A 25738-nucleotide genomic window follows, 5' to 3' on the forward strand; every position below is an offset into this window, starting at 1 on the left:
GCAGGAGATTCCTATGGTTAACGCCGCCCTCACCATGCTTCCCGTCATCGTCACCTTCGCCGTAGCTGCATGGCACTCCCCCTCCAAGAATGTTCAGCCTCGCTCAGGCGAGCCCGGCGATTGTCGCTGCAACTAACCCCATTGCAACTCCACCGGAGGACTTCCTCATGAGTGCCGAGCAGAATCACGCCATCGCCCAACAGTTCCTCACCCGTCTCGGCCAGGGGGATTCTCCCGAGTCCATCGCCGAGCTCTTCAGCCACGGCCTCGATTTCGAGATTCCCGGCGACATAGGCTCGCTACCCTGGGTCGGCTACCGCAAAGGCCGTATCGCTGCCGCCGACTTCGTCCGCAACGTGCGCTCGCTCACCGAACGCCTCCGCTTCGACGTCGACGACATCTTCGCCAACGAACAACGCGCCATCATCCTCGGCACGCTCGCTACCCGCATCAAATCCACCGGCAGGCTCATCGAAACCAGCTTCGCCATCATCCTCACTGTCGGCTCCGGCCTCATCGCCCGCTTCCAGATGCTCGAGGACAGCTTCGCCGTCTCGCTCGCTGCACGACCCACCGCCCGCCGCCGCTAATCTTCCCCCCAATCCCTTCCACGAATCCCGGCTGCAATCCCCGCCCGCTGCTTTATCATCATCTGCAATGAGCATGCGCATCGGTCTCGGCTTTGACTCTCACGCCTTCAAGAAGGACGTCCCGCTGGTCATCGGCGGCCTCAAGATCAATCACCCCGAAGGCCTCGCCGGCCACTCCGACGGCGACCTCCTCCTCCACGCCATCACCGACGCCCTGCTCGGCGCGGTCTCCGCCGGCGACATCGGAACTTTTTTCCCGCCGACAGACCCCAAGTGGAAAGGTGCCGATTCCACCCTCTTCCTCAAGACCGCGCTCGAAGAGATTGCCCTGGTCGGCTTCAAGATCGTCAACATCGACTGCGTCCTGATCATGCATCGCCCCAAGATCGTGCCGCTTGCCGGAGAGATGCGCGAGCGCGTAGCCGACCTCCTCAGCATCGACGTCAACAACGTCAGCATCAAGGGCAAGACCCCCGAAGGCCTCACCCAGGACGGAACTGCGGTAGCCCACGTGGTCGTCCTGCTCGAATCCATCGACCTCCCCAACGAGCACAAAAAGCTGACCCTCCACGCCGACCTCCCCGACGAAGCCGACATCGACGCCGCCCTCGCCGCCGTCGCCAAACCCCGCGACATCAGCGCCCTCGGCCGCAAACTCCCCACCTTCGACACCGACGACCTAACCTAACCCCAGCCCTCGTCGTCCGACCGTCTTTGCCCTTGCCTTTCTTTCTGTCATTCCCTCCGGGAATCTGCTTCTCCCTTTTTCCCCGCCCCACAACCCTGTCATCCTGAGCGAAGCCGAAGGACCGCGAAGAAGCCGCACCCGCCCATACCTTCCATCCCTTTCCGCCAACCAACCCCGCTTTTCACTTGGCCCCCACCCCACTTCTCGCGTACATTGGCAGCAACAAACGGAGGCAACCATGGACCCTGATCAGATCAACCACATGAGCGGCGCCATCGCTGGCATGATGGGCTTTTTCATGCTCTTCGGCCTCGTCATCGTGGCATTCGCCATCTTCCTCTTCTGGCGCATCCTCACCAAGGCAGGCCTCTCCGGCCCCCTCGCCCTGCTCGTCCTTGTTCCCGGCATCGGCTGGATCATCGTCGTCTGCATCCTGGCCTTCTCCGAGTGGCGCGTCGTCCCCGTAGCCAACCCCTACGGAAGCGGCCTGCAACCCTACCCACCGCCGCCCACCAGCTATCCGCCCGCACCCACCAACTACAACCCCCCGCCTCCCCCACCGCAACCTTAGGCTCGGACTTCGTCGCCATCGGGTTCGATCGCACAGCGGTCGAACCCGATGGCTGTTAACATAAGTCTCGAAGCCTTATGACATTCGAGCCCACCGTCGCACCCGACTCCCGCCCCATCCGCGTCCGCATCGCCCCCTCGCCCACCGGCGACCCTCACGTAGGCACCGCCTACATCGGCCTCCTGAACTACCTCTTCGCCAAGCAGCGCGGCGGCAAGTTCGTCCTGCGCATCGAGGACACCGACCGCACCCGCTTCGTCGCCACCTCCGAGCACATGATCTTCGAAGCCCTCAAGTGGGTCGGCCTCACCTGGGACGAAGGCCCCGACGTAGGCGGCCCCTTCGGCCCCTACCGCCAGTCCGAGCGCACCGAAATCTACCGCGAGCACGCCGAAATCCTGCTAGCCAACGGCACCGCCTACCGCTCCTTCGAAACCGCAGAAGAGCTGGAAGCCATGCGCCAGCAACAAATCGCCGCCAAGACTCCACCCCGCTACAACGGCGCGCACCGCCACTTAACCCCCGCGCAAATCGACGCCTACTTAGCCGAAGGCCGCCCGTACACCATCCGCCTAAAAGTCCCCGAAAACACCAGCACCACCTTCACCGACGAACTCCGAACCGCCATCACCTTCGACCACAACAACGTCGACGACCAGGTCCTCCTAAAATCCGACGGTTACCCCACCTACCACCTGGCCAACGTGGTCGATGATCACCTCATGCAGATCACCGACGTCATTCGCGCCGAAGAGTGGATCTCGTCCACACCGAAACACGTGCTCCTCTACAACGCCTTCGGCTGGGACCTCCCGCGCTTCTGGCATATGCCCCTCCTGCGCAACGTCGACAAATCAAAAATCTCCAAGCGCAAAAATCCCGTCTCGCTAGTCTTCTACCAGCAGTCCGGCTACCTCCCGCAAGCGATGCTCAACTTCCTCGGCCTGCTAGGCGGAGGCATGGCCCAACCCACCGAAGCCGAAATCGTCAGCAAGGGTCTCAACACCAAAGAAGGCGACATTTTTTCCCTCCCCGAGATGCTCGAAAAATTCGACTTCAAGCGCATCTCGCTAGGCGGCCCCGTCTTCGACCTCGTCAAGCTCAAGTGGCTCAACGGCGAATACCTCCGCAAGCTCACCCCCGACGAATTCTTCGCCGCCCTCCGCACCACCATCCTCTCCGACGACTACGTCCGCGCCATCGCCCCCCTGGTCCAGGCCCGCATGGAAACCCTCGGCCAGTTCGGCGACATGACCAGCTTCTTCTTCTCCGACAACATCTCCCCGCCCGAATCCGTCTGGCTCCCAAAGAAGCGCACCTTCGAAGAGACCGTAGCTTTCGCGGCCGAACAACTCACCGCCCTCGAAGCCGCCACCTGGGACGCGACCTCCATCGAGTCCGCCCTCAAGACCCTCGGCGAAGCCAAGCAGTGGAGCGTCAAAGAAAACTTCATGCTCCTGCGCGCGATCCTAACCGGCAGCCTCACCAGCCCGCCCCTCACCGAGAGCCTGGTAGTCTTCGGCAAATCCCGCTCCCTCGACCGCCTCCGCCGTTTCCTCGAAACGCAAAAGAAGCTAGCCAACCAACGCAAATAGTTCCGACGCGATGGAGGAGAAATGAATCCTTCCGATCTCTACACCTTCATCGCCTCCAAGCCCTACGCCGTGATCTCGACCATCGCGGCGAACGGCACGCCGCAATCCGCACTCATCGGCATCGCGGTCACCCCCAATCTCGAAATCATCTTCGACACCCTCAGCACCACCCGCAAGTATGCCAACCTCCTCGCCAGCCCCTCCTGTTCGCTAGTCATCGGCTGGGACAACGAACAGACCCTGCAGTACGAAGGTACCGCCTTCCTGCCCTCCGACTCCGTACTCCCCCGCTACCAAGAGCTCTACTTCGCCCGCTGGCCTGAATGCCTTGCTCACAAAACATGGTCTGACATCGCCTACGTCGTCGTGCGCCCCACATGGATGCGCTACAGCGACTTCAACCACCAACCGCCCACCATCGAGACGCTTCAATTCCCTACGGCTTCATCTTGAGTCGCGCCCATCCTGCCCAACATCTAAACTCTTCCTCATGAGCTCAACCGACCGGAGCGTCATCAAATACTTCTCCATCTGCGGCATTTTCGCGAGCCTGATCCTGTTTGCGCTAAGCTTCTTCGGCAGAACACTGTCCAACACTGCCCCGATCATCGCGGGGTTGGTTGTCACCATGGTCGGCCTCGGCCTTTCGCTGACGTTGGATCCTCTGATTCCCTTCTTTTGCCGCAAGTTCTTCCTGACGAGATTCTGGGACGGTAAGCCCTCCTGGGGCCAACCTTTCTACGTTCTATGCTTCGCGTTCTTGTTCGCTCAATTTGCCCTTTTCGCCCTCAATGGAACTCCCACAACTCCAGTTATCGTCGACGGCCAGCCTCTCATCGGATCAAATGGACAGGTCGTCAAAGTTTTCACTCAAGCCCAACAACTGCGTCAGGACGAGTCTTTCCTTCGCTTCTTCTGCACAATCGCGTTGGCAAATTTCTATCAGCTTCTGATGTACTCTCTCTTTCCACTCCACAGCGAATAGAATCGAGGTCTCTCTCATGTACCTAACCACCAGCGAACCCATCGCCTTCATCCCCACCACCGACGCAGCCGCCGCGCGCAACTTCTACGAAACCGCCCTCGGCCTCAACTTCGTCTCCGACGACAACTTCGCGCTGGTCTTCCGCATCGGCTCCTCCCAAACCATGCTCCGGGTCGCCCGCGTCCAGAGCAATTTCACGCCCATGCCCTTCACCATCTTCGGCTGGGAGGTAGACGACATCCACGCCACCATCGCCGACCTCAAAACCCGTGGCGTCGAGTTCCTCCAATACGACTACTTCAAACAGGACGAAGCCGGAGTCTGGACCGCCCCCGGCGGCGCCCAGGTAGCCTGGTTCCAGGACCCCGACGGCAACACCCTCTCCCTCTCCAACCACCCCGCCTAGCTCTCGCCGTCCGCGCAGGACCCTGTCAAGCCCCCAAACACTCTCAAAATCCCCAAACCCCCTATAAACATTGGCGATATATATTTCCAAAAGTTGGCATAGTTACCCCAGCCAACTTGCTACACTTGAAGTAGAGCCCAAATTCAAAAAAGCTGCACCGGCGATAACCGGCTGCAGCTTTCACATTTAAGACCCTAACTCCAATAGAAGCAAATAGATACCCGTAACCCATTTAGAATCATCCATTTGAAAGCAGCTTTCACTATTCAAATCGCACATTCTAAACGACTTCGCTAACGAAAAGTGAAAGTAGGGAGGAGGGGGGTACCGGGCGCGCGTTCTTGGAATCGCTGGGTTAGGAGAGCTACTTCAGTCCCCAGTAACCGCGACCGTCACCGGAAGCGTCTTCGGGGGGTAGCAAACCGCATTGTCACAGGCTTGGTACTTCAGCAAGCCGGTCAGCGTCGACGAACCCTTCGGCACCACCAGCCGAACGCTCACCCGAAACTCGCCCTGGTACACATCCAGCGTCTCGCCCGAGTCTAACGGCAGCCGAAATGTCGACCCGTTCGGATACTGCTCACCCACAACCTTGATCCCACTCGCTGCATTCAGCTGCAGCGCTGTCGGGATCAGCAACTCATCCTTCGGCGTATGCGAATTGATATGGAATCCGTCGTCCACACGAAACCGCAACACCACCACCTGCGGCTCGCCAGCCTTCACCTCAACCGCATCCGAGAGCAGCTCCACATGCCCTTTATGCGGCGCGCTTGCCGGCCCCAACTGAATCTCTTGCGCGACCAACGGCGCACAGCTCATCGCCAGGCACAATCCGATCAGCGCAGTCTTCACATACCACCCGAAGCGATCGCCTTCTGCACATCGGCCTCGAGCTCATCCTTGGAGTGCGCGCCGATGGTCTGTTCCACAATCTTGCCCGTCTTATCGACGTAGAAGGTCTCGGGAATGTAATCGCCCAACTGGTAGCTCTTCGAGATCTTGTCGTCAGGCATCAGGATTGGATACGTCACACCCACGCGCTTCGACGCAGCCGCAACCTCCTTCACCGCCATGCCATCGTCCTGATCCAGCCCCAGCACAACGAGTCCCTTGTCCTTGTACTTGTTCTGCAGATCCTGGAACCAAGGCATCTCCAACTTGCAGGGCCCGCAATATGTGGCCCAGAAATTCAGCACGACGGCATGCCCCTTGTAGTCCGCTAGCGAGACCTTCTTGCCGTTCAGGTCGACCAGCGTGAACGACGGAGCCGCATTGCCCAGCAGCAGCTTCGCCGCCGGATCTTCACTCGGATCCGTTCCCGCGCTCGCAGGCGTGAGCTGTACGTCACTCTGCTGCGCCTTCTGCATTACTACCTGCCGATGCCGCAGATTGTGCGTACCCGCCATCACCACCAACGTCACACCCGCAATCAGCAACACCACAATCACTAACCGACGAACCAAGAGATCACCTTCGGCGCAGGCGAATCGTCAACCCGCGCGCCTTCTCTAGTCTATCGCTGTTGGCCCCGCTCGTGGAACGCCTTCGGAGCCCGTCTGCTAGCATTCTCCCTAGCCAATATCTGCGACCTCCGCAATGACCCAGCTTCCCCAGAAACCAATCCAGACGCCAGCCGTGAAACGACCCTCAGACCTCGTCCGCATTGAGGCCGAGGCGCTCGAGCAGCTCGCCCAGCGCCTCGAAGGCTCGCAGGCTCAGGCGTTTGAGCAGGTAGCAGCCTTACTCGCCACAACTGCCCAGAGCGGCCATCGCGCCGTCCTCACTGGCGTAGGCAAGAGCGGCCTGATCGCCCGCAAGATCGCCGCAACCCTGCTCTCGACGGGAACCTCCGCGCAGTTCCTGCACCCCACCGAAGCGCTCCACGGCGACCTTGGCCTGCTCAGCCGCGGAGACGTCCTGCTCGCGCTCTCCTACTCCGGCGAAAGTGAAGAGTTGCTCAGGCTGCTGCCCGTGCTGCCGCGCCTCGGCATCACCCTCGTAACCCTCACCGGTTGCGCGAACTCAACCCTGGCCAAAGCCAGCGCGCGCGTACTCGACGTCAGCGTGGACCGCGAAGCCTGCAACCACCAGCTCGCGCCAACAACGTCGACCACGGTCATGCTAGCCCTCGGCGACGCGTTGGCCATAGACGTCAGCCGCCGCCTAGACTTCCAGCCCCAGGACTTCGCCGAGCTACATCCCGGCGGTCAGCTAGGCAAGCGCCTCATCCCAGTTAGCCAGCTCATGCACACTGGCGACGAGATCCCGACGGTCGCTCCCACCGCAACCCTCCCCGAGATCATCCACGAGATGTCCGCCAAGCGCCTCGGCCTCACCACCGTCCAGGCGGACGGCAAGCTGCTAGGCGTTCTCTCCGACGGCGACCTCCGACGCCTCTTCGCCAGCAGCGGTCCGGATGCCTTCCACCAAACCGCCGCCCAGATCCTCAACCCGACCCCGCGCACGATCGCGTCAACCCCGTTCGCCGCCGACGCCCTAACCCTCATGGAGCGTCACAAGATCACCGCACTGATCGTGACCGAAGACGGCTCCGAAACATCGTCCGTTATCGGTGTTCTGCACCTGCACGATTTACTTGCTTGAGTACGATTGTTGCGTGTTCTGAGGCCTTCACAACCTTCGAGAACGCGCTCCGATACAATCGTACGAATATGCATCGTTGGTCCAAGCTCTTTATTCCCACTCTTCGCGAAGCCCCCACGGACGCGGAGGTCGCCAGCCACAAACTCCTGTTGCGTGCTGGATATATCCGCCAGCTTGGCGCTGGCATCTACAGCTACCTGCCGCTCGGGCAGCGCTCGCTGAACAAGATCATCGCCATCATTCGCGACGAGATGGACAAGATCGGCCAGGAATTTCTCCTGCCCACGCTGAACCCTGTCGAGCTTTGGCAGGAGTCCGGACGTGAAGCCGTGATGGGCCAGAACCTTTTCCACCTTAAGGACCGCAAAGGCGCAGAGCTCGTCCTCGCCATGACGCATGAAGAGGTCATCACCTCGATCGCACGCAACGAGCTGCGAAGCTACAAACAACTCCCGCAGGTTTGGTACCAAATCCAGACCAAGTTCCGCGACGAGCCGCGCCCGAAGTCCGGCCTGATGCGCGTCCGCCAGTTCACCATGAAGGATTCCTACTCCTTCGACATCGACGCAGCCGGCCTCGACAAGAGCTACAACAAGCACGACGCGGCCTACCGAGCCATCTTCACCCGCTGCGGCCTGGAGTTCGTCGCCGTTGAAGCCGACTCTGGAGCGATGGGCGGCTCCGGCTCACAGGAGTTTATGGTCTACACCGAAGCTGGAGAAGACCTCATCGCCAGCTCCGCATCAGGCTATGCAGCAAACCTGGAGAAGGCGACAAGCAAGCTCACGCCGCTCGAGGACCTTGCACCAACCGGTGATGGCATGCCGGAGCTTGTCCACACTCCGGGCAAAGCTTCCATCGCTGACGTCACCGAGTTCTTCGGCATCCACGCGTCCCAAGACATCAAGTGCGTCGCTTTCGTGGGACTCACTGCCAAGGCCGAATCTGTACCTCGGCCGGTTGTCGCGTTTCTTCGCGGCGATCACCAGGTGAATGAAACCAAGCTCGCCGCGGTCACAGGCGTCACCGAGCTCCGTCCCATGGTGCCGCTTGAACTCGAGGTTCACATAGGAGGTCCGGCTGGATTCCTTGGGCCTGTGGGCATTCGCGAGGTGATGACGCAAGGTTCTCTGAACGGCTTGAACTCCGGCAAGGAACTTGCGAAACTCAAGGGTGTTTTGCGCGAAAATCCGAGCGAAGGTTTGAAGTCCATCGTCGTGATGGACCTTGGCCTCCAAGGCCGCGCGAATCTTGTCGCCGGCGCGAACCAGCAGGACTATCACTACCGCAACGTCACACCCGGCCGCGACTTTACGCCGACCGTCATCGCCGACATTCGCAATATCAACGAAGGGGAGCCTGATCCCATTAGCGGCGAGCCACTGCGTCTCGGCAAGGCTATGGAGATTGGTCACATCTTCAAGCTCGGCTACAAGTACAGCGAGAGCATGAATGCGCGCGTACTGGATGCGAATGGCAAAGAGGTGATGCCGATCATGGGCTGTTACGGAATCGGCGTTGAGCGCATCCTGACGGCTGCGATTGAATCCAGTGCAGCGAGGTTTGCCGCCGAGTCGTCGACCGAGCAATACGCTCTGCCAGCCTCGATTGCACCGTACGAAGTCATCGTGACCATCACCAACGTCCGCGAGCCAGAGCTTCTTCAGGCCGGCGAGGACATCGCCGAAAAGCTGGAGAAGGCTGGGGTTGATGTGTTGCTGGACGATCGTGACGAGCGCGCTGGGGTAAAGTTCAAGGACGCAGAACTGATTGGTGTTCCCTATCGGATCAATATCGGCAAAAAGCTTGCAGACGGACAGGTGGAACTCGTAGATCGTCTCACCCAGAAGACCGAAGATCTAGCCGTTGATTCCGTCACGCAGCACCTCGTAGCACTCCTTGCTGCGTCCAAACAATAGGATCTTCGATTCGATAGCATGCCAGTAAAAGTCAAACTCGATAACAATACTCATCCCGTTCTCTGGAGGCTGGCGCGTCTAGCTCTAGTGCTGGCGGTTGTCTTCTTCGTCATTGGCGCCTCTGTTTTCGGTTACTACTATCTGCGCTACCGTGGCCTGGTTGCTGAGCGCCTGGCGAAGGGACCATTATTTGCTCCGGTCGCCCAGGTCTATGCAGCTCCTCAAGAGGTGCGCCCAGGTCAACAACTCTCTGCTACCTCTATCGGCGCAGCTCTGCGGCGCGCGGGATACAACACGAATCCGGAGTTAGGCAGCTATGAGCTACGCGGCAATTCGATTCTGATAAAGCCAGGTCCGCAAAGTTATCTCGCCATGGATGGCGCCACCATCACTTCGGAAGATGACCAGGTTCAGAGCATTACAGCGGAAAATGGCGCGGCTTTGTCCGCCTATAAGCTTGAGCCTCAACTTATAACGGCCCTATCAGAGGATAAGAATCGAACCAAGCGCCGACTCGTCACCTACAGTCAGATTCCTCCGAACATGGTTCAGGCCGTACTGGCGATCGAGGACCGCCGCTTCTTTGCGCACTCAGGGATCAATTACGTACGTACGGCAAAGTGCGCGGTTCAGGATATCCTCGCTCACCGTATGAATTGCGGAGGGTCTACTCTCACGCAGCAACTGGCTCGCGGGTTCTTCCTTTCGTCGGAAAAGACGTACTCTCGGAAAATTGCTGAAGTTGTGATCACGTACCAACTCGAGGCTCGCTTCTCCAAGCAGCAGATCTTCGAGATGTATGCGAATGAAATTAATCTGGGGCAACGAGGATCGTTCGGAATTAACGGCTTTGGCGAAGCCGCGCAAGCATATTTTGGAAAAGATCTGCGCCAACTGGACCTTGCGGAATGTGCCTTGCTGGCGGGGATGATCCAACGGCCGAATTATTTCGCTCCCTATCGGCATCCTGACCGGGCGATGGAGCGACGCAATGTTGTCCTCGATTCAATGGTTGAAACGGGGGCTATCACGCAAGAGCAGGCTGACCAGGCAAAGGCCGAGCCAATTCGTTTGGCCCCTCCCGATGCCGATGCAAGCGAAGCACCGTATTTCGTCGACCTTGTTCACGACCAGATCGTACAGCGGCTCGGCGACTCGGATGTCACGCGCTCAGCTCTGCGGATCTACACATCGCTCGATCCCGAACTCCAGCGCGCTGCCGCCGCTGCCATCGAGGCCGGCATGAAGAATGTCGACGAACTTGTGCGCCGTCGCTACTTTTCGCTCAACCACAAGAAGGGCGAGAAATTCAGCAAGGACTATATACCTGACGGGCACATCACCTATCCGCAGGTCGCCCTGGTGGCACTCAATCCACACACAGGGCAGATCCTCGCCCTCATTGGTGGCCGCAACTACGGCGACTCGCAGCTGGACCACGCCGTGGCCGAACGTCCGACTGGATCCATCTTCAAACCATTCGTATTCGCCGCCGCCTACAATACTTCTCTTGACGGCACCTATCTCGGGTCTGGCGGGGTGTTCACTGCTCTGACCAAGATCAACGACGACCCCCAGGATTTCGGCACAAACGGCCAGATTTACATGCCGGGTAATTTTGTGAGAGGCGAGTATCCCGGAATGGTTACCGCCTCCGACGCCCTTGCGCACTCCCTCAACATCGCAACCATATCGCTTGCCCATATGGTTGGCTATGACAACGTGGCGGCGCTTGCTCGCTCCGCCGGTATCGTCAACGCGCGCGGTACGCCGTCGGTCGCTATCGGCACCTATAACGCAACACCGCTGGAGATGGCTGGCGCGTACACGATATTCGCAAACAATGGCGTACATCTCAAACCTTGGGTACTAGCCAGCGTTCGCAATCCCCAGGGTGACATCGTCGCCGACTTCGCGCCGGAAGCGAAACAGATCCTCGACCCACGCGCTGCATTCTTAACTCAGTCTCTACTGGAAAACGTGATGGCCTACGGTACAGGGTCGACCGTCCGAGCGCACGGTTTTACCGCTCCAGCAGCGGGCAAGACGGGCACTGAGCACGATTCCTGGTTCGCAGGTTATTCTTCCAATCTTCTTTGCGTGATCTGGGTCGGCAACGATGATTACACCGATATCAAGCTGCAAGGAGCAGATGCCGCCGCGCCCATCTGGGCCGAGTTCATGAATCGGGCCATCCGTATTCCCCAGTACTCCGATATGAAAACGCTGGGCCCTGTTCCCAATGGCGTCGAGGTGCTACGTATCGATCGAGCTACGAGCCTGATTGCGGACGATTCCTGCCCGAACAACGCTTTCTCAGCGGCCTTCCTCGTCGGAGCCGCACCTCAAGGCACTTGTTCCCACATGGGAGAAGATTCGCAATCACTCGGCAGCCGCATCTTCGGTTTCTTCACCGGGAAAACAGCGACGCCGGCTGCTCCTCCGAGCGATACGGAGCCGGCTGATCCCACGAAGCATCGAAATCTATTGCAAAAGATCTTTGGCACCGGCAAGGACAAGCCAAAGGACGAAACGCCACAGTAAGTTTCATGAGCTGTTTTGCGAAATCCAGTTGTCAGATTATTGGTCGCTCTCAGGCCAGTTGGATAGGTTGACCCTGCTGTACGGGCGATCGGTCAGATGGACTGTCATCTTTGCCAAGCCAATATCGGAGCAGAAAATAACCAATCGTCCAGATGACCAGGTTCATTTCTAACTGCGTTATCCAAAACCAGCTATATGCCACAGAAAACAGCAGCATGTGCGCTCCGAAGAATGCCAGGCCTGCGCACTCACGGCCCAGCGTCGTTGGTTTGTACGGAAGTCTGTCGAAGAGCAACGGCACAGCCACGAAAAAAATAGGCCATGCATATCCGATAAGGCGGGCAAACCAGGTTCCCAGTGCTGGCGCTAATAATAGGGATGCAACCCCGTAAACCAGAGTGAACCGCAAGAGGACGCTCGGTGTGTTGAGCTTTCTGCCGCGCCACCAAAGGAACCCCAGCAGTAGCGGCAAGAGGCCGAATTCACTCAGCACGGCTTCAGATATAAGCACCCAACCGGTGACCGAAAATCCGCAGATGCCAATCGCTTGGACTGGTCCAAGGTGAACATGGAAAGCCCATCGAGGAACCGCACAGAATTGGGTATTCACATTGCTCCACGGAACGAGCCCGAAGACGTTGTTCATGAAATTCCAAGGCACTTTCGCGAGCATATAGATTGACTCGGGAAGATTCTCCGAGTTGGGCTGTGCGCGCGCTGCCAGATGCTTGACCACAATGCTTCCAGCGAGAGCCGAGACTACCGCGACAATCCTATCCATCCATCGCAATCGCTTCCAGCATGCGATCAGGAAGCAGACCAGCGTCAGCGACGTTGACTCTCGAGAAAGCATAAGAGGAAACATCATCACGGCTGCTGCCAGCATTTGTTCCTCCTGCAAGAGCAGAAGCAGCAGGGCCAATAGCGCGGAGTACCAAAGGTCGGGCAAGACGAGGTCCTGCAGGAGAAAGGGCCAGAACGGCACGAATGCCATCGCAAACAACAGCCATCGAGGAGCTGTGGTTTTGAGCGCAAGATAGTAAATAGCGACCAGCATGAAAACAATCGATGCCGTGCCTTCGAGCAGAAATCCAGTCTCGACGGTGCAGTGCAGCACATGCATCAATCCGGAAACAACGAGGGCGCCAAGTTGGCGTGACGCGAAGGGTTGCATCACGCGGCCGTAGTCGCCGGTGGCCATTGCAATATAGAATCGCGCGTCACCCGCGATAAAAACCGACTCTGAACGCCAAATGCAATACATGGCATAAAGCAAGCAGCAAGCAATCGCCGCGAACCCTGCAGCTATGCGGACAGCCGGAGACAAACGTCGTATGGGCGCATTGAACGCGCGAACCATTGCAAGAGTTCTAGCAGACAAAAGCAATTTTCTCCTCGTGGTCACGATGGATCAGGGACAGGCTGTGTGGTTTTGGTTGGAATGTGATGCATGGCACGCTCGGCGAGGGCGGTGATGGTGAGCGCGGGGTTGACGCCGAGGTTCGCGCTGATGACTGAGCCGTCGCAGATGTAAAGGTTGGTGTAGCCAAAAATGCGGTTGTAGCGGTCAATGACTCCCCGGTCGGGAGTGTCCGCCATGCCTGCTCCGCCGATGCAGTGAGCGGTCATGGGTATGTTGAAGAGGACCTCCGTGATAGTGGTGCATGGGACGCCACCGGTGACAGAGGCGCCGAGCTCGGCGAAGCGATTGGCGGCGGGAATGTACGTGGGGATGGGATCGCCTGCGGTCGTGAGTACCTTGATAAAGGGCCAGTACCAGGGTCGTTTGAGGCGCATGGTGAGATGGCCGTCGATGGCCTGCATGCAGAGCAGGATGAGTGTCTCGTGGGAGGCTCCGAAGGGTTGGAGGGCGCGCAGGGTTCGCCACGGGGACTTTAAGAACTGGAGGCCGAGGGTTCTGAGCCAGGTGAGGATGCGGGTGGGTCCCGGGCGGCCGTTGACGAGCAGGGTCGAGAGCGGACTGAGGGCGTCGGAACCGCGTGGGTAGCGGACGGCTTCAATATGTGTGTTCGCGTCGATGTAGATGCCGGAGCCGATGGCAATGCCGTGGGACATGTCTTCTGACCCGCCGGGATAGCGAACGGCGATCAGGGACTCTGCGTTGGTGAGGACGCGCTGGCCTAGCTGGTCGGAGATGTTAGGCAGGGAGCCTTTCTGCTTGAGGCGGAAGAGCAACTCCTGGGTGCCGAGCGAGGAGCCCGCAAAGACGACGCCGCGCGTGGTGAAGCGCTGCACGGGGCCGTTGAACCAGCCGAGGGACGATTGAGTGAAAACCTCGTAGCCTGTGGTTCCGTCAGGCTTGCCGTTGAGGGGGAGAACGTCGACCACTTTGGTTTCGGCGAGAATACGTGCACCCTTTTTCTCGGCGAGGTAGAGATAGTTTTTGTCGAGGGTGTTCTTGGCGTTGTGGCGGCAGCCCACCATGCAGCCTCCGCAGGCGATGCAACTGTGGCGCTCGGGACCTTCTCCGTTGAAATAGGGATCGGGAGAGGCGGTGCCGGGTTGCTGGCCGTCGGTGCCAAAGAAGACAGCGACGTCGGTGGGGTAGAAGGTGTGGGCTACTCCCGCGGCGTCGGCCATCTCTTTCAACTTGATATCGGCAGGGCCGAGGATGGGATTAGTGACAACGCCCATCATGCGTTTGGCGGTCTCGTAATGCGCGGGCATGACGTGCTTCCAATCGTCGAGGCCCGCCCAGGTCCCGTGGTCCCAGATGGTGTCGCGCGGCACGAGCATGGTGTTGGCATAGGTGATGGAACCGCCGCCTACGGCATTGCCGTGCAGGACGATGACGTGGCGGAAGAAACGGATGTTGAAGAAGCCGCGCAGGCCGAGTTTGGGCTTCCAGAAATAGCGGTTGAGAGTCCAGTTTGTTTTGGGCAGATTTTCCGGTGTCCAGCGCCGCCCCATCTCGACGACGAGGACCTTGTAGCCCTTTTCTGTGAGCCGCAGAGCCGAGACGCTGCCGCCAAAGCCCGATCCGACGATGAGGAAGTCATAGTCGAATGGCGGCATGGATGGGACCTCGGGGAAGAGCTGCTGGGGCGGTTCAAGTATACCGAGCTACCGAGGATAGCCCTGCCAGACGTACTCAAGGGCTTCGGGGAGGGTTTGGGCTTTGACTGCGTGGTCTACGTGGCCGGCGTTGCGGGCAAAGAGGAATTGATAGGGGTAGCCCTTCGCGGCGAGGACACGGGCCATGTTTTCGTTGGCTACGACCCAGTCGTGCATGCCGTCGCGCATGGTGTTGGGATTATAGAGGTCGCGGTCGCCGACTTCGAGCCAGATGCGGAGAGGCTTGCGGCGGGATTTGGGGATGAGAGTCGTATGGAAACCCCAGGCGCCCTGCGGGGTTGCGGGATTCCAGGGCCACTGCTGGTTGATGTACGTGCCGGAGTAGGTGAGGACCCGGTGGTAGAGGTCGGGGTGATACCAGGCCATGATAAGGGCGCAGGAGCCTCCGGAACTGCCACCCATTGTGGCGCGAGCGTCGGGATCGTGACTGAGCTTGACGTGTGCCTGGGCTTCGACGAGGGGGAGGACTTCGTGCTCGACGAACTCGGCATAGTGGGGTGACATGGTGTCGTATTCGAGGCCGCGCTCGGAGCCTTGCGCGTCGCCGCCGCCGTTCTGGATGGAGATGGCGATCATGGGTGGGAGTTTGTGCTCGGCGATGAGGTTGTCGAGGACGGTGAAGAGGAGGTGATCGGGGCCATCGGCTCCCACGATAAAGGGCGCGACGCTACCGGGGACATACTGCGTGGGGACGTAGACGGTGACGTGGCGAGTGTAGGGCGCGGGGCGGCTGGTGGTGACGATGAGGCTGGCGGGGTTGGCCGGGTCGGGCGTGCCGAAGGTGCCGGCGTCGCGGGCGATGCCGGGGTAATACTTGCTGTCGGCAGAGGACATCGTAATGTCAGTAAGGGTGCCTTGGGGGACGCCGGGGTGGACCATTGATTCGGGCGCGGGCGTGTGGGTGGGGCCGACGATGAAATTGCCGTCCACGGTGGGTGCGGGGAGAGTGTCGTCGGGGAGCTCGGTGGCGGAGACATAGCCTGGGGTGTGGGGGTCGCGGGTAGGTGGTGGTGTGTGCGCCGCTGAAGTGGGGGGCGGTGGCGGTGCAGAAGTCTGGGCGGCGGCGAGAGTGGCGGCGAAGAGGAGCGAGGCGGCGCGGAGGAGGTGGGACACGGGAAACTCCGGTGGTGAGGCTAGGTTGCTATGGCGTGGACGACGGGCTACCCTAAACGGCTTACGATGAGGATATAGAAGTGCTTCCGATCGAGGGCAGAAAAGGATATCGATGGTGAGTGAAGCGGAGAAGGCGAAGCTTAGAGAGTTGGCGACGAAGGCTGCGGAGCATGCCTATGCGCCCTACAGCCGGTATCGCGTGGGGGCGGCGCTGCTGCTGGAAGATGGGGTGGTGGTGACAGGATGCAATGTCGAGAACTGCTCGTATCGGCTGACCAATTGCGCGGAGCAGGGGGCGATTGCGCGGGCCGTGGTGGAGCGGGGTCCGGGGATTCGCGTAAGGGCGGTAGCGGTGGCGAATTTGAATGACGCCGCGAGTATGCCGTGTGGGGCGTGTCGCCAGACGCTGAGCGAGTTTGGCGGGGATGCGATGCTGGTGCTATATCCGGGGGAGGGCGGGGCGGCCATGGAGACTACGCTGGGAGAGTTGCTTCCGCATGCGTTTCGCGGAGAGTTCCTTGCGTAGGACGAAGTACCTTGACGCAAAGGTCGCGAAGAGGCGCTACGTTTCGCTAAGTAAACAGAAGGACTGAATGATGAGGGATGTGGTGATTCATCCGATTGATGTGTTGCTAAAGAAGCGGGATGGTGAGGAGCTGTCGACGGCGGAGATCGAGTTTGTGGTGGGCGCGGTGGTGCGAGGTAATGCGCGCGAAGACTCTGGGGAGACAGCTGGAGCCGTCGGCGAGACGATTTCCGACGCACAGATTGGGGCGTTCCTGATGGCGGTGTTTGAGCGTGGGCTGTCGCTGCGGGAGCTAGGGGATTTGACGCGGGCGATGCGCTTCTCGGGGGAGACATTCGATGCGTCGGTGCTGGAGACGTTTACGCTGGATAAGCACTCGACCGGCGGTGTGGGGGATAAGAGCTCGCTGCTGATTGCGCCGGTGTGGGCGGCGGCGGGGATGGATGGCGGGTCGAGTGTCTCAGTGCCGATGATTTCGGGGCGGTCGCTGGGACACACGGGCGGGACGTTGGACAAGTTGGAGACGATCCCCGGGTTCGATTCTCAGCTTTCCTTGGCCCGGATGGGAGAGGTGCTGCGGGAGTGTCATGCGGCGCTGGTGGGGCAGACGCCGCGGCTGGTGCCGGCGGATCGGATTCTGTATGGGATGCGCGACCATACCGGGACTGTGGAGTCGCCGTTTCTGATCTGCGCGAGCATCATGAGCAAGAAGCTGGCGGAGGATCTCCGCGGGCTGGTGCTGGATGTGAAGGTGGGATCGGGCGCGTTTATGCCGACATTGGAGCGATCGAAGTTCCTGGCGGAGCTGATGGTGTCTACCGGTGAATCGGCCGGCACAAAAACAGTCGCGCTGCTGACCGCGATGGACGAGCCGCTGGGCAGGTTTTCGGGGAACTGGGTCGAGGTTTGGGAGTGCGTGGATATCATGCAGGGCCGGCGGCATTCGATGTCGGCGGACTTGATTGAGCTGTCGAATGCACTGAGCGGGTGGGGACTGTTTTTGGCGGGACGAGCGGAATCGCCTGAAGATGGCACGGCGCTGGCGGATGAGATTTTGCGGTCTGGGGCGGCGTATGCGGCATGGCTGAGGATTGTGGCCGCGCAGGGTGGGGATACGAGTGTGTTTGAGGATCCGGCGGCGTTCCACAAGCCGAAGGCGATGCGGGTGCTACGGGCTTCGCGCGACGGGTTTCTGGCTGGGATGGACTGCAAAGAGATCGGATGGGCTGTGCAACGTTTGGGCGCGGGACGCGCCAGGCCGGGGGATCCGGTTAGCGCGCATGCGGGAATTGAATCGCACGCGAAGATTGGCGATAGGGTGGAGGCCGGGCAGGCGCTTTTCACGTTATTCAGCGAGGATGAGGCGCTGCTCGAGGAGCCGTATCGGATGCTCGGGGGTACGGTGAGGATTGCGGATCACCGACCGGAGCGGCAGTCGCTGCTGCGCGAGGTGGTAAAGGCGGGGTGACGGCACGGTGGGCGCCGCGATTCAACAGTGCTGTAACCCGCATTCAAACAAGACGCTGCGCTAGGCCTTGGCAGCCTTGTTCTGCATGTAGTGCTGGACGGACTTTTCCCAGTCGAGCGAGGTGCCGGCGTAGGGCGAGCCCTGGCGGCGGGTGGAGCGGTTCTCGAGGGGGTTGTGAGGCGCTGCGGCGGGCTCGGGCTCAGGAAGCTTGACTTCGACGGGAGCGGGAACACCTTCGGGACGGAAGGAGCGCGGAAGTTCGCTCTCCTTGTACTCGACACCTTCGGCAGCAAGACGCTTGGCAGTGATGACGAGGGCGTCGCGCTTGAGGGTGATCTTGCGAGCGGCGGCGGCGCGGGCGGCTTCGGTGGCGAACACTTCATACTTGAGCAGGTGCGCGAGGCGGCGATCGAAGAGGTCGATGTCAGCGTGCAGTGTCTTGAGTTGATACTTGCTTTCGATCGCGGAAGGGGGGGTGGGGCTGGTCATACACGCTCCAGAGTCGGTGAGGACTCAAAACGTTAGCTGCCTGCGGGATCGGACCGTGCAGGACAGGTGTGGGGTGCTACAGTTACACAGGAAAACCGATGACTCCGCGTTGCGCGGAGCGCGAGCCAGAAGGCAATGAGAGGCAAAAAGCGAAAGGGGCAGTTCTTAACGAACTGCCCCTTCGGATTACTGCAAAATCAATTACAGAGCCTGAACGTTCTCGGCCTGCCAGCCCTTGGGTCCCTTGACCACGTTGAACTGAACGCGCTGACCTTCCTGAAGCGAACGGAAGCCGTTGCTCTGGATGGCGGAGTGATGCACGAAGACGTCGTCGCCATTCTCACGGCTGACAAATCCGAAGCCCTTGGCATCGTTAAACCATTTTACTGTTCCCTGTTCCATTATTCTTGTTCCTCTTAAAGCAATGTACCGCTGAACGCAATGTTGGTGTTGTTTGCGTGTAGAGCGATACTGCCGGAACAAGCAAATTGACCAATCGTATTCGACGACCAGAAGTAGTATACCATGCACCGCTTGTGACGTGGATACTGGCCTGCTTGGGGCCATTGGAATCAATTAGATGGAGGGGTTGCTCCCGCCCCAATGGTGATCACCGAGGCGAGTGAGCCGTCTGTATCTTCGCAGCCCCGAGAAGACAGATCGCTCCTACCGGAAGCATCACAAGCTTCGACGCGACTAACGCCGTCTGCCACGGCTCTCCGAGCGAGACAAACGCCAGCACCGGAAACACCGCAAAGAACAACAGCGCACAGCCCGTTACCAGAAGCAGCACCCGAATGCACCGACGGCACATGGCAGCACCTCCTCGCTCTGCCCTACGGTCCGCCTGACCAGCGGACGTCAGGGCTTCAAGCCTATGTTTTGATACGAAGCCCTGCTATTCATGAGAGGGACAGCAACCCCCGCGAGTTGCCACTCTACCACCCACAGGATTGAGGTGTCACGGAATAAAGCAAGCATCCAAGCTGAGTGTGGCAGCTTCGCTAAAAACCGTACGTGACTTGCGCGCCGAACTGGTGTCGAGCCTGCAGATTGACGGTTGGCTCCACCTGGCCGGCGATCTGCGCGATCCCGAAGTCGATATTCAATTTGTATTTTGGGGTGGGCACAATGCGCACGCAATAGGTCAGGGTTGTAGGAATATTCAGGGTCGGAAAGTCCATGGGATGGTGGGGCTGCTTGGCCGCCTCAGAGCCGACGATGATGGAGCTTTTCTTAGGTCCGGTGAACACGAAGGCTACCGCGACGAAGCCCTGCGCGGACCAGTTAGGAGCATTGCCGCTCATACCCCAAAGCTCGGCATTGGTTCCACGCACGCCACCGCTCAGAATCACTGGAACTTTCTTGAATATCTGGGGCACTATTTTGGTTGCGACGAGATATATATCGCCATCGGTCTTACCGCTCCCCAACGCAGGGTTTGACTCCTCCATATAGTTGCCGCCATTGCGAACGTTCCCGCGGACCATGGTTCCAATGGAGATTGCCGGAACCCAGAGCTTCCCGTGGCTGTTTTCGGGGACGAGGTTGACCTTCGCGTTGAATATCTCAAAACCGTTCTGCCAGAGAAAGCTCAAGGCTGGGTCGTCTCCGAACGAATGAAATTCGTGCGTATAACCAAGCTCAAAGCGCTTGCCGATCCCAACCTCGGTGGATATCTCCTGGAATTGACCGATGATGGGGCCGCCGTTGAAGTAGTGGTAGGCGATCACCGGGTGCAGCTTTTGGCCTGGAGCGGAAGCGGTATACGCGAAGGGTGTTACAAAGACGCCGGTCTCGCCCTCCCATCCCAACTGGGCGTGAAGTGCCGGCGTGAAGCTGATTAGGACGGCGCCAACGAAGGACAAGCTGGCTATACGGTGGAACCAAGAATCTCTGTTTACATGCATGGGCACCTACTCCCGACTGATACTGGCCTCCTCAACACACACTTGGCGGTGATAGAGCGCACAGAAGTGAAGGTGGCTTGCGCCGAGAGGTTGAGGTACCCGAAGTGCACGATCACGGCTAGCGCGGCGGAGTAGGGACGGGGTGACCCGGGGCAGGTTGGCCTGTAGCGACATGAATCGATACACTGCCCTTACTGCCCTCACTGTTGGCTTATTGTTAAGCCTTGTACTACCCAGCCTGTACCACCGGAGCCTGCCCTTGGGACGATTTACCGGACTGCTCGGACTTGTTGTGTTTCTTTCGCTCGCCTATATCTTCTCGACGAACCGGCGGGCGATCCGGTGGAAGACGGTGGCGTGGGGGCTGGGACTGCAGATTGTGTTCGCCTTCGCGGTGATCAAGTGGACGTATGGGCAGACGATCCTGAGCAGCGTTTCGGGGGTGATTACGGGGCTGCTGGGACATGCGACGGACGGGTCAGGGCTGGTGTTTGGGTACCTGGGAATTCCGAGCAATCCGCTGAGCGTGTTCGCGTTTGCGGTGCTGCCGACGATTATCTTTGTGAGCGCGTTCTTCGCGATCCTCTATCACATTGGGTTGATGCAGCAGATCATCAAGGTGGTGGCGTGGGTGATGCAGTGGACGATGGGGACGTCGGGCGCGGAGTCCACGAACGTAGCGGCATCAATTTTCATGGGGCAGACGGAGGCGCCGCTGACGATTCGGCCGTTTCTATCCGGAGCGACGCGCAGTGAGCTCATGACGATCATGACATCGGGGATGGCGCATGTGTCAGGCGGGATTATGGCGGCTTACATTCTGTTCGGGATCAATGCGAAGGATTTGTTATCGGCGGTGATCATGACGGCGCCGGGAACGATTCTTGTAGCGAAGATGCTGGTGCCGGAGACCGAGGTGCCGGCTACGGCGGGCACGGTGAAGATGCCGCCGAACGAAGAGCACAAGGATGAGAATTTTGTGGGGGCGATTGCGCGCGGCACGATCGACGGCGGACAGCTGGCGTTCAACGTGGCCATCATGCTGATCGCGTTTGTGGCGCTGGTGGGATTGTTCAACGCAATCATGCTCGCGATCTCGAACTTTGCGTGGGGGCATGGACATATTCCCTTCCCTCATTCGCTGAACAACGTGCTGGGTGTGGTGGGAGCGCCGGTGGCGTGGCTGATTGGCATCCCGTGGCGTGAGTGCAAGGTGATTGGAAACCTGCTGGGAACGCGGACGATCATCAACGAGTTCCTGGCATTCAACCAGCTGGGCAAGCTGAAGGGTGTGCTGACACCGCGGACTTTTTCGATTGCGACGTTTGCGCTCTGCGGCTTTGCGAATGTGGGATCGATTGGGATGCAAATTGGCGGGATTGGGGCGCTGGTTCCGAATCGACGCAATGATCTGGCGCAGCTGGGCGTGCGGGCGATGCTGGCGGGAACGATGGCGAACTTGATGTCGGCCAGCATTGTGAGCATGCTGATTAAGTAAGGAAGATCGAGAGATCCGAAAGAACGAGGCAAGTTATGGCTGACCATTACACACGCGCGTTTGCGGCTGCAGACTATGTTCGCTCGATGCATAAGACGGAGCCGAGGCTGGCGGTCATTCTCGGATCGGGGTTGGGGAACTTTGCGACGCAGGTAGAAGGTGCCACGACGATCGACTATTCAGACATCCCGGGCTGGCCCGTGTCGACGGTGGAGGGGCACGACGGCAAACTGGTGCTGGGGACGATTGGCGGCGTGACGGTGGCGGTGATGCAGGGACGCGTCCATGCGTATGAGGGGTACTCGATGAATGAGGTGACCTTTCCGATGCGGGTGCTGGGGCTGCTGGGATGCACGGCGCTGATTGTGACGAACGCGGCAGGGGGAATTAATAAAAGCTATGGCGAGGGAACGCTGGTGGCGATCAGTGATCACATCAACCTGACCGGAACGAATGCCGCGCTGGGACGTAATGAGGCACGGTTTGGAATCAAAGAGGGCGCGGGGCAGAGGTTCTTCGATATGACGGCGGCGTACTCGCCGAAGCTGCGAGGGCTAGCGCATGCAGAGGCCGAGCGGCAAAAGATTCCGCTGCCCGAGGGCGTCTATCTCGCGGTGCTTGGGCCGAGCTATGAGACGCCGGCGGAGATACGCGCGTTCCGGGTACTAGGTGCGGACCTGGTGGGAATGAGTACGGTGCACGAAGTGATCGTGGCACGGCATATGGGAATTGAGGTGCTGGGGATTTCACTGGTCACAAATATGGCGGCGGGCGTACTGGACCAGCCGATTAATCATCTCGAAGTCATGGAGACTGGGCGGCGCGTGGAGGCGCAGTTTACGTCGCTGGTGAAAGCGCTTGTGCCACAGGTGGCCGCGGCAACGGCGTAGGGAGCAATGGTTTGGAGCGAGTGAGCCGAGATCCGAAACACGAATCGAAACAGTTGAGTTTGCCGCGGCCCCCAACCGTAGTAGGAATTGCCGGGTGTTCAGGCTCCGGCAAGACGACGCTCGCGCGGGAGTTGGCGCGGGAGCTCGAGGCAACGTTGTTTCCGCTGGATCTGTACTATCGCGACCTGTCTCAGTTCCCTCTGGATTCGCGGGACAAGCAGAACTTCGATCATCCAGATTCTCTGGAGAGCGAGTTATTTATCGAGCACATTCGAGAACTCGGGGAAGGTCGCGCGATCCAGCGGCCGGTGTATGACTTCTCGCGGCATACAAGGGTTGCGGGGAAGTTTGAAACAGTGGAACCGGCACCGTTCCTTATTGTGGAAGGGATTCTCGCCCTGCATTATGACGAGCTCCGGCCGCTGTATGACTTCAGCGTCTACGTGGACGCGCCGAATGAGATTTGTCTGAATCGGCGGATCTATCGGGACATGCGGGAGCGGGGGCGAACCGAGGAGAGCGTGCGGGCGCAGTTTGAAGCGACGGCCCGGCCGATGGCGGAGAAGTATGTGCTGCCCTCGCAGACACGGGCTGCGATCACAGTCTCGGGCACGGAGGCACTGGACTGGTCAATCGAGCGGGTGCTGCGAGGGCTGCGGGATAGCGGTCTTCTGCGCTAGGTTTCTGCTGCGTAAGAATTACTTACTGAAGTCAACCGTCGGAGCGGTGGCGTTGGCTGGATTGCCCTTGAAGTACTCGTCACGGTAGTGGAAGCCTGCCATGTTGGCCCAGATGCTGTTGGGAAACTGGCGGATAAAGACGTTGTACCCTTCAAGAGCCTTGTTGTAGCGCATGCGGGCGACGGAGATACGGTTTTCCGTGCCGGAAAGTTCATCTTCGAGACGCATGAACTGCTGGTTGCCCTTGAGGTCAGGGTACTGTTCCTGAAGACGAAGGAGAGGGCTGATGGCGACATCCAGCTGACTATTGGCGTTGATGCTGCTGGCATGATTGGAGCCGGCAGCGATGACTCCAGCACGCGCGTTGGCGATGTTGGTTAGGACGGTCGACTCTTCGCTGACGTAACCCTTGACGCTGGCAACGAGGTTAGGAATAAGGTCGAGGCGGCGCTGCTGCTGGATGTCTACCTGGGAGTAGTTCTGGTTGACATCCTCGTTGAGCTGCACCATCTGGTTTTTGGCCGAGACATAACTTCCGAAACTCAGGATGACGACCAGGACGAGAAGTCCCACGACTCCGAGTACAACCCAAAGAGCTTTCATCGATGTATTCCCTTTCCCGTCAATCGTAGTCATTTGTTGCAAACCTTTGTGACTGCTGAGATGAATTTATTTCAATTGCCGCCGGCGCGCTATTACCAACTACCGCTGGAGCCTCCGCCGCCGGAGCCACCGCCAAAGCCGCCGCCACCGCCGAAGTTTCCACCACCACCACCTCCAAAGCCGCCGCCACCGCCAAAGCCACCGCCGCGGCCGCCACCGAAGCCCCCGCCCATCATATTGCCAAGCAGGAACCAAAGCCAGCCACGGCCACCGCCGCGAAACATGAGCAGGATGAAGATGAGGAAGAAGATGATGCCGAACCAGTTGGTGTGGTGTTTCTGGGGCTGATAGTTTTCGACGGGCGCGGATTGCTGAGGCGGGGTGAGGGTGACGTTGGCATCTGCTGCGATGACGTCGGCGATCTGCTGGACACCCGATTGAATAGCCGGGCCGTACTGGCCCTGGGCGAGCTGCGCATTCATGCTACGGCGGATGTCGCCGACCTTGCCGTCCGGAAGGATGCCTTCGAGACCATAGCCGACTTCTATGCGTGCTTTACGGTCCTGGATGGCGAAGACGAGGAGGACGCCCTTGTCGGTGGATTTGGGTCCGACCTTCCAATTGTCTTCGAGAGCAGTCGTCCAAGGATCGATATCCTCGCCGTCTAGGGATTTGACGGTGACTACCTGGATCGTGGCGTGCGCCTTTGAGTAAACCTGCCAGGCGATATCTTCGATATTTTCCTTTGAGGCAGGGTCAATGACGTTGGCGAAGTCGCTGACGTAACTAGTAGGCTTGGGCAGTTTGTCGGGCGCCTCGGCGTGGGCCAAGCCGACAAGCGGGCAAGCGAATAAAGCGAGCCGGAGAAGTATGCCTTTGAAAGTCACAACGATATGGTACGCCTAGAAGGGTTGGCGGTTCCAAGATGGAAGTATTCCAGCAAAGGCCTCCCGTGGCGGAGGCCTTTCGCTGGAGTGGCTTCAGGTACGGGGTTAGCTGAGTTTGGCGCCGAGGTCGTCAGCCATGTGGGTGTGGGCAGCAACGACGCTCTGACCATGCATGACGGCGACTTTGAACTTGGCGTCTGTGGTGGTCTTCGCCTCTTCGTTGAAGAGGTTAAGGGCGTCATGGTGGTCCTTCTCCATGATATTCATGTATTCCTTGTCGAAATCCATGCCAGAGAGGCCGCTGAGCTTGTCATATTCGGCTTGGTGGTCGGCGTCGAGACTGGTTGGCGGCGTGATGCCCCAGGCGTCTGCGAAGGGCTTCATTTGCGCCGCGAGGGCGTTATGTTCGACGACCATCTTGTGGGCGAAGGCCTTGACCTGTGGATTTGTAGTCTTGGTCTCGGCCAGCTCGCTGAGTTTGATCTCGTCGAAACCGCCTTGCGAGATCTTTGTGAGGAATTGCTTGTCCTGGTCGGTGACCGCTGCACGTGCGGATAGGCAGAACAGGCTTCCGGCGCAACCGAGCGTTGCAATACAAACCAATTTCGTGATTCTATTCATCGGGGTCCCTCTTCAAATGCGGCAATGCCGCGAGTTACGAACTGTACGTAGT

28 protein-coding genes are annotated in these 25738 nt (G+C 59.4%); 16 read left to right on the forward strand and 12 right to left on the reverse strand.

Going from position 1 to position 25738, the window contains the following annotated elements; translation table 11 throughout:
* Positions 1–13 precede the first annotated feature (13 nt).
* The 8 genes from GSQ80_RS23670 (at position 14) to GSQ80_RS15960 (ending at position 4835) form a co-directional block, all read left to right on the forward strand.
* A complete protein-coding gene (locus GSQ80_RS23670) occupies positions 14–136 on the forward strand; it encodes a hypothetical protein (RefSeq protein WP_256369900.1) in 123 nt (40 codons plus the stop codon).
* Between the two features lie 31 nt (positions 137–167).
* Positions 168–590 carry a nuclear transport factor 2 family protein gene (locus GSQ80_RS15930; protein WP_158788542.1) on the forward strand — a complete coding sequence of 141 codons (423 nt, stop codon included), beginning with the start codon at positions 168–170 and terminating at the stop codon, positions 588–590.
* Between the two features lie 67 nt (positions 591–657).
* Positions 658–1278, forward strand: a complete 621-nt coding sequence (ispF, locus tag GSQ80_RS15935; protein ID WP_158788543.1) for a 2-C-methyl-D-erythritol 2,4-cyclodiphosphate synthase — start codon at positions 658–660, stop codon at positions 1276–1278.
* 238 nt (positions 1279–1516) lie between these two features.
* Complete coding sequence (locus GSQ80_RS15940) at positions 1517–1849, forward strand: hypothetical protein (protein ID WP_158788544.1); 333 nt, start codon at positions 1517–1519, stop codon at positions 1847–1849.
* Positions 1850–1926: 77 nt separating this feature from the next.
* Positions 1927–3444 carry a glutamate--tRNA ligase gene (gene gltX, locus GSQ80_RS15945; protein ID WP_158788545.1) on the forward strand — a complete coding sequence of 506 codons (1518 nt, stop codon included), beginning with the start codon at positions 1927–1929 and terminating at the stop codon, positions 3442–3444.
* A gap of 21 nt (positions 3445–3465) precedes the next feature.
* Entirely contained in the window at positions 3466–3897 is a 432-nt protein-coding gene (locus tag GSQ80_RS15950; RefSeq protein WP_158788546.1) for a pyridoxamine 5'-phosphate oxidase family protein, read from the forward strand.
* Between the two features lie 37 nt (positions 3898–3934).
* Positions 3935–4429, forward strand: a complete 495-nt coding sequence (locus tag GSQ80_RS15955) for a hypothetical protein (protein WP_158788547.1) — start codon at positions 3935–3937, stop codon at positions 4427–4429.
* A gap of 16 nt (positions 4430–4445) precedes the next feature.
* Positions 4446–4835, forward strand: coding sequence for a VOC family protein (locus GSQ80_RS15960; RefSeq protein WP_158788548.1), 390 nt, complete (start codon positions 4446–4448; stop codon positions 4833–4835).
* Between the two features lie 369 nt (positions 4836–5204).
* Here the strand turns inward: GSQ80_RS15960 and GSQ80_RS15965 are convergent, their stop codons facing one another.
* Both GSQ80_RS15965 and GSQ80_RS15970 read right to left on the reverse strand, forming a co-directional pair.
* Positions 5205–5690 carry a protein-disulfide reductase DsbD N-terminal domain-containing protein gene (locus GSQ80_RS15965; protein WP_158788549.1) on the reverse strand — a complete coding sequence of 162 codons (486 nt, stop codon included), beginning with the start codon at positions 5688–5690 and terminating at the stop codon, positions 5205–5207.
* On the reverse strand, positions 5687–6301 hold the full coding sequence (locus tag GSQ80_RS15970) for a TlpA disulfide reductase family protein (protein WP_254059676.1): 615 nt from the start codon (positions 6299–6301) through the stop codon (positions 5687–5689). The genes GSQ80_RS15965 and GSQ80_RS15970 overlap by 4 nt, the downstream gene beginning before the upstream one ends.
* 172 nt (positions 6302–6473) lie before the next feature.
* On the opposite strand from GSQ80_RS15970, the gene GSQ80_RS15975 reads away from it, so the two are divergent.
* The 3 genes from GSQ80_RS15975 to GSQ80_RS15985 all read left to right on the forward strand — a co-directional run bounded on the left by GSQ80_RS15975 (position 6474) and on the right by GSQ80_RS15985 (position 11905).
* Positions 6474–7442 carry an SIS domain-containing protein gene (locus GSQ80_RS15975; protein ID WP_254059677.1) on the forward strand — a complete coding sequence of 323 codons (969 nt, stop codon included), beginning with the start codon at positions 6474–6476 and terminating at the stop codon, positions 7440–7442.
* 68 nt (positions 7443–7510) lie between these two features.
* Positions 7511–9361: a proline--tRNA ligase gene (locus tag GSQ80_RS15980; RefSeq protein WP_158788551.1), complete on the forward strand. Its 1851-nt coding sequence runs from the start codon at positions 7511–7513 to the stop codon at positions 9359–9361.
* An 87-nt stretch (positions 9362–9448) separates the two neighbouring features.
* A complete protein-coding gene (locus tag GSQ80_RS15985; protein WP_254059678.1) occupies positions 9449–11905 on the forward strand; it encodes a transglycosylase domain-containing protein in 2457 nt (818 codons plus the stop codon).
* Between the two features lie 49 nt (positions 11906–11954).
* On the opposite strand, the gene GSQ80_RS15990 is transcribed toward GSQ80_RS15985, so the two are convergent.
* The 3 genes from GSQ80_RS15990 to GSQ80_RS16000 form a co-directional block, all read right to left on the reverse strand.
* Positions 11955–13106, reverse strand: coding sequence for a hypothetical protein (locus GSQ80_RS15990; protein ID WP_158788553.1), 1152 nt, complete (start codon positions 13104–13106; stop codon positions 11955–11957).
* Between the two features lie 200 nt (positions 13107–13306).
* On the reverse strand, positions 13307–14941 hold the full coding sequence (locus tag GSQ80_RS15995; protein ID WP_158788554.1) for a GMC oxidoreductase: 1635 nt from the start codon (positions 14939–14941) through the stop codon (positions 13307–13309).
* 48 nt (positions 14942–14989) lie between these two features.
* Positions 14990–16114, reverse strand: coding sequence for an esterase family protein (locus tag GSQ80_RS16000; RefSeq protein ID WP_158788555.1), 1125 nt, complete (start codon positions 16112–16114; stop codon positions 14990–14992).
* Between the two features lie 112 nt (positions 16115–16226).
* Between GSQ80_RS16000 and GSQ80_RS16005 the strand changes: the two genes are divergently transcribed.
* Both GSQ80_RS16005 and GSQ80_RS16010 read left to right on the forward strand, forming a co-directional pair.
* Complete coding sequence (locus tag GSQ80_RS16005; protein ID WP_158788556.1) at positions 16227–16640, forward strand: cytidine deaminase; 414 nt, start codon at positions 16227–16229, stop codon at positions 16638–16640.
* 67 nt (positions 16641–16707) lie between these two features.
* Positions 16708–18108: a thymidine phosphorylase gene (locus tag GSQ80_RS16010; RefSeq protein ID WP_371315725.1), complete on the forward strand. Its 1401-nt coding sequence runs from the start codon at positions 16708–16710 to the stop codon at positions 18106–18108.
* A 60-nt stretch (positions 18109–18168) separates the two neighbouring features.
* On the opposite strand, the gene GSQ80_RS16015 is transcribed toward GSQ80_RS16010, so the two are convergent.
* The 4 genes from GSQ80_RS16015 to GSQ80_RS16030 all read right to left on the reverse strand — a co-directional run bounded on the left by GSQ80_RS16015 (position 18169) and on the right by GSQ80_RS16030 (position 20465).
* Positions 18169–18597 carry a hypothetical protein gene (locus GSQ80_RS16015; RefSeq protein WP_158788557.1) on the reverse strand — a complete coding sequence of 143 codons (429 nt, stop codon included), beginning with the start codon at positions 18595–18597 and terminating at the stop codon, positions 18169–18171.
* 201 nt (positions 18598–18798) lie between these two features.
* The gene (locus GSQ80_RS16020; protein ID WP_158788558.1) at positions 18799–18999 is read right to left on the reverse strand and encodes a cold-shock protein; all 201 of its coding nucleotides are present in this window, start codon (positions 18997–18999) and stop codon (positions 18799–18801) included.
* A 208-nt stretch (positions 19000–19207) separates the two neighbouring features.
* On the reverse strand, positions 19208–19411 hold the full coding sequence (locus GSQ80_RS16025) for a hypothetical protein (RefSeq protein WP_158788559.1): 204 nt from the start codon (positions 19409–19411) through the stop codon (positions 19208–19210).
* Between the two features lie 190 nt (positions 19412–19601).
* Positions 19602–20465 carry a DUF3034 family protein gene (locus GSQ80_RS16030; protein ID WP_158788560.1) on the reverse strand — a complete coding sequence of 288 codons (864 nt, stop codon included), beginning with the start codon at positions 20463–20465 and terminating at the stop codon, positions 19602–19604.
* 301 nt (positions 20466–20766) lie between these two features.
* Here GSQ80_RS16030 and GSQ80_RS16035 point away from each other — a divergent pair, with 301 nt between their 5' ends.
* The 3 genes from GSQ80_RS16035 to udk are packed head-to-tail and all read left to right on the forward strand — an operon-like array spanning position 20767 to position 23575.
* Complete coding sequence (locus GSQ80_RS16035; protein WP_158788561.1) at positions 20767–22005, forward strand: NupC/NupG family nucleoside CNT transporter; 1239 nt, start codon at positions 20767–20769, stop codon at positions 22003–22005.
* Between the two features lie 35 nt (positions 22006–22040).
* Positions 22041–22895: a purine-nucleoside phosphorylase gene (locus tag GSQ80_RS16040; protein WP_158788562.1), complete on the forward strand. Its 855-nt coding sequence runs from the start codon at positions 22041–22043 to the stop codon at positions 22893–22895.
* Between the two features lie 59 nt (positions 22896–22954).
* Entirely contained in the window at positions 22955–23575 is a 621-nt protein-coding gene (udk, locus tag GSQ80_RS16045; RefSeq protein ID WP_254059679.1) for a uridine kinase, read from the forward strand.
* An 18-nt stretch (positions 23576–23593) separates the two neighbouring features.
* On the opposite strand, the gene GSQ80_RS16050 is transcribed toward udk, so the two are convergent.
* The 3 genes from GSQ80_RS16050 to GSQ80_RS16060 all read right to left on the reverse strand — a co-directional run bounded on the left by GSQ80_RS16050 (position 23594) and on the right by GSQ80_RS16060 (position 25686).
* Positions 23594–24178 (reverse strand): LemA family protein, encoded by a 585-nt coding sequence (locus tag GSQ80_RS16050; RefSeq protein ID WP_158788564.1) that lies wholly within the window; start codon positions 24176–24178, stop codon positions 23594–23596.
* 92 nt (positions 24179–24270) lie between these two features.
* Positions 24271–25008, reverse strand: a complete 738-nt coding sequence (locus GSQ80_RS16055) for a YgcG family protein (RefSeq protein WP_158788565.1) — start codon at positions 25006–25008, stop codon at positions 24271–24273.
* Between the two features lie 162 nt (positions 25009–25170).
* Complete coding sequence (locus tag GSQ80_RS16060) at positions 25171–25686, reverse strand: DUF4142 domain-containing protein (RefSeq protein WP_158788566.1); 516 nt, start codon at positions 25684–25686, stop codon at positions 25171–25173.
* Positions 25687–25738: the final 52 nt, after the last annotated feature.

Origin of the sequence: Granulicella sp. L46 (genome assembly GCF_009765785.1) — a bacterium.
Lineage (GTDB): Bacteria > Acidobacteriota > Terriglobia > Terriglobales > Acidobacteriaceae > Granulicella.

What these genes read in the sequence shown, in the direction of transcription:
- GSQ80_RS23670 (WP_256369900.1), top strand. Translation starts at nt 14, where the DNA reads ATGGTTAACGCCGCCCTCACCATGCTTCCCGTCATCGTCACCTTCGCC.
- GSQ80_RS15930 (WP_158788542.1), top strand. Translation starts at nt 168, where the DNA reads ATGAGTGCCGAGCAGAATCACGCCATCGCCCAACAGTTCCTCACCCGT.
- ispF (WP_158788543.1), top strand. Translation starts at nt 658, where the DNA reads ATGAGCATGCGCATCGGTCTCGGCTTTGACTCTCACGCCTTCAAGAAG.
- GSQ80_RS15940 (WP_158788544.1), top strand. Translation starts at nt 1,517, where the DNA reads ATGGACCCTGATCAGATCAACCACATGAGCGGCGCCATCGCTGGCATG.
- gltX (WP_158788545.1), top strand. Translation starts at nt 1,927, where the DNA reads ATGACATTCGAGCCCACCGTCGCACCCGACTCCCGCCCCATCCGCGTC.
- GSQ80_RS15950 (WP_158788546.1), top strand. Translation starts at nt 3,466, where the DNA reads ATGAATCCTTCCGATCTCTACACCTTCATCGCCTCCAAGCCCTACGCC.
- GSQ80_RS15955 (WP_158788547.1), top strand. Translation starts at nt 3,935, where the DNA reads ATGAGCTCAACCGACCGGAGCGTCATCAAATACTTCTCCATCTGCGGC.
- GSQ80_RS15960 (WP_158788548.1), top strand. Translation starts at nt 4,446, where the DNA reads ATGTACCTAACCACCAGCGAACCCATCGCCTTCATCCCCACCACCGAC.
- GSQ80_RS15980 (WP_158788551.1), top strand. Translation starts at nt 7,511, where the DNA reads ATGCATCGTTGGTCCAAGCTCTTTATTCCCACTCTTCGCGAAGCCCCC.
- GSQ80_RS15990 (WP_158788553.1), bottom strand. Translation starts at nt 13,106, where the DNA reads ATGGCCACCGGCGACTACGGCCGCGTGATGCAACCCTTCGCGTCACGC.
- GSQ80_RS15995 (WP_158788554.1), bottom strand. Translation starts at nt 14,941, where the DNA reads ATGCCGCCATTCGACTATGACTTCCTCATCGTCGGATCGGGCTTTGGC.
- GSQ80_RS16005 (WP_158788556.1), top strand. Translation starts at nt 16,227, where the DNA reads ATGGTGAGTGAAGCGGAGAAGGCGAAGCTTAGAGAGTTGGCGACGAAG.
- GSQ80_RS16010 (WP_371315725.1), top strand. Translation starts at nt 16,708, where the DNA reads ATGATGAGGGATGTGGTGATTCATCCGATTGATGTGTTGCTAAAGAAG.
- GSQ80_RS16015 (WP_158788557.1), bottom strand. Translation starts at nt 18,597, where the DNA reads ATGACCAGCCCCACCCCCCCTTCCGCGATCGAAAGCAAGTATCAACTC.
- GSQ80_RS16020 (WP_158788558.1), bottom strand. Translation starts at nt 18,999, where the DNA reads ATGGAACAGGGAACAGTAAAATGGTTTAACGATGCCAAGGGCTTCGGA.
- GSQ80_RS16025 (WP_158788559.1), bottom strand. Translation starts at nt 19,411, where the DNA reads ATGTGCCGTCGGTGCATTCGGGTGCTGCTTCTGGTAACGGGCTGTGCG.
- GSQ80_RS16040 (WP_158788562.1), top strand. Translation starts at nt 22,041, where the DNA reads ATGGCTGACCATTACACACGCGCGTTTGCGGCTGCAGACTATGTTCGC.
- GSQ80_RS16050 (WP_158788564.1), bottom strand. Translation starts at nt 24,178, where the DNA reads ATGAAAGCTCTTTGGGTTGTACTCGGAGTCGTGGGACTTCTCGTCCTG.
- GSQ80_RS16060 (WP_158788566.1), bottom strand. Translation starts at nt 25,686, where the DNA reads ATGAATAGAATCACGAAATTGGTTTGTATTGCAACGCTCGGTTGCGCC.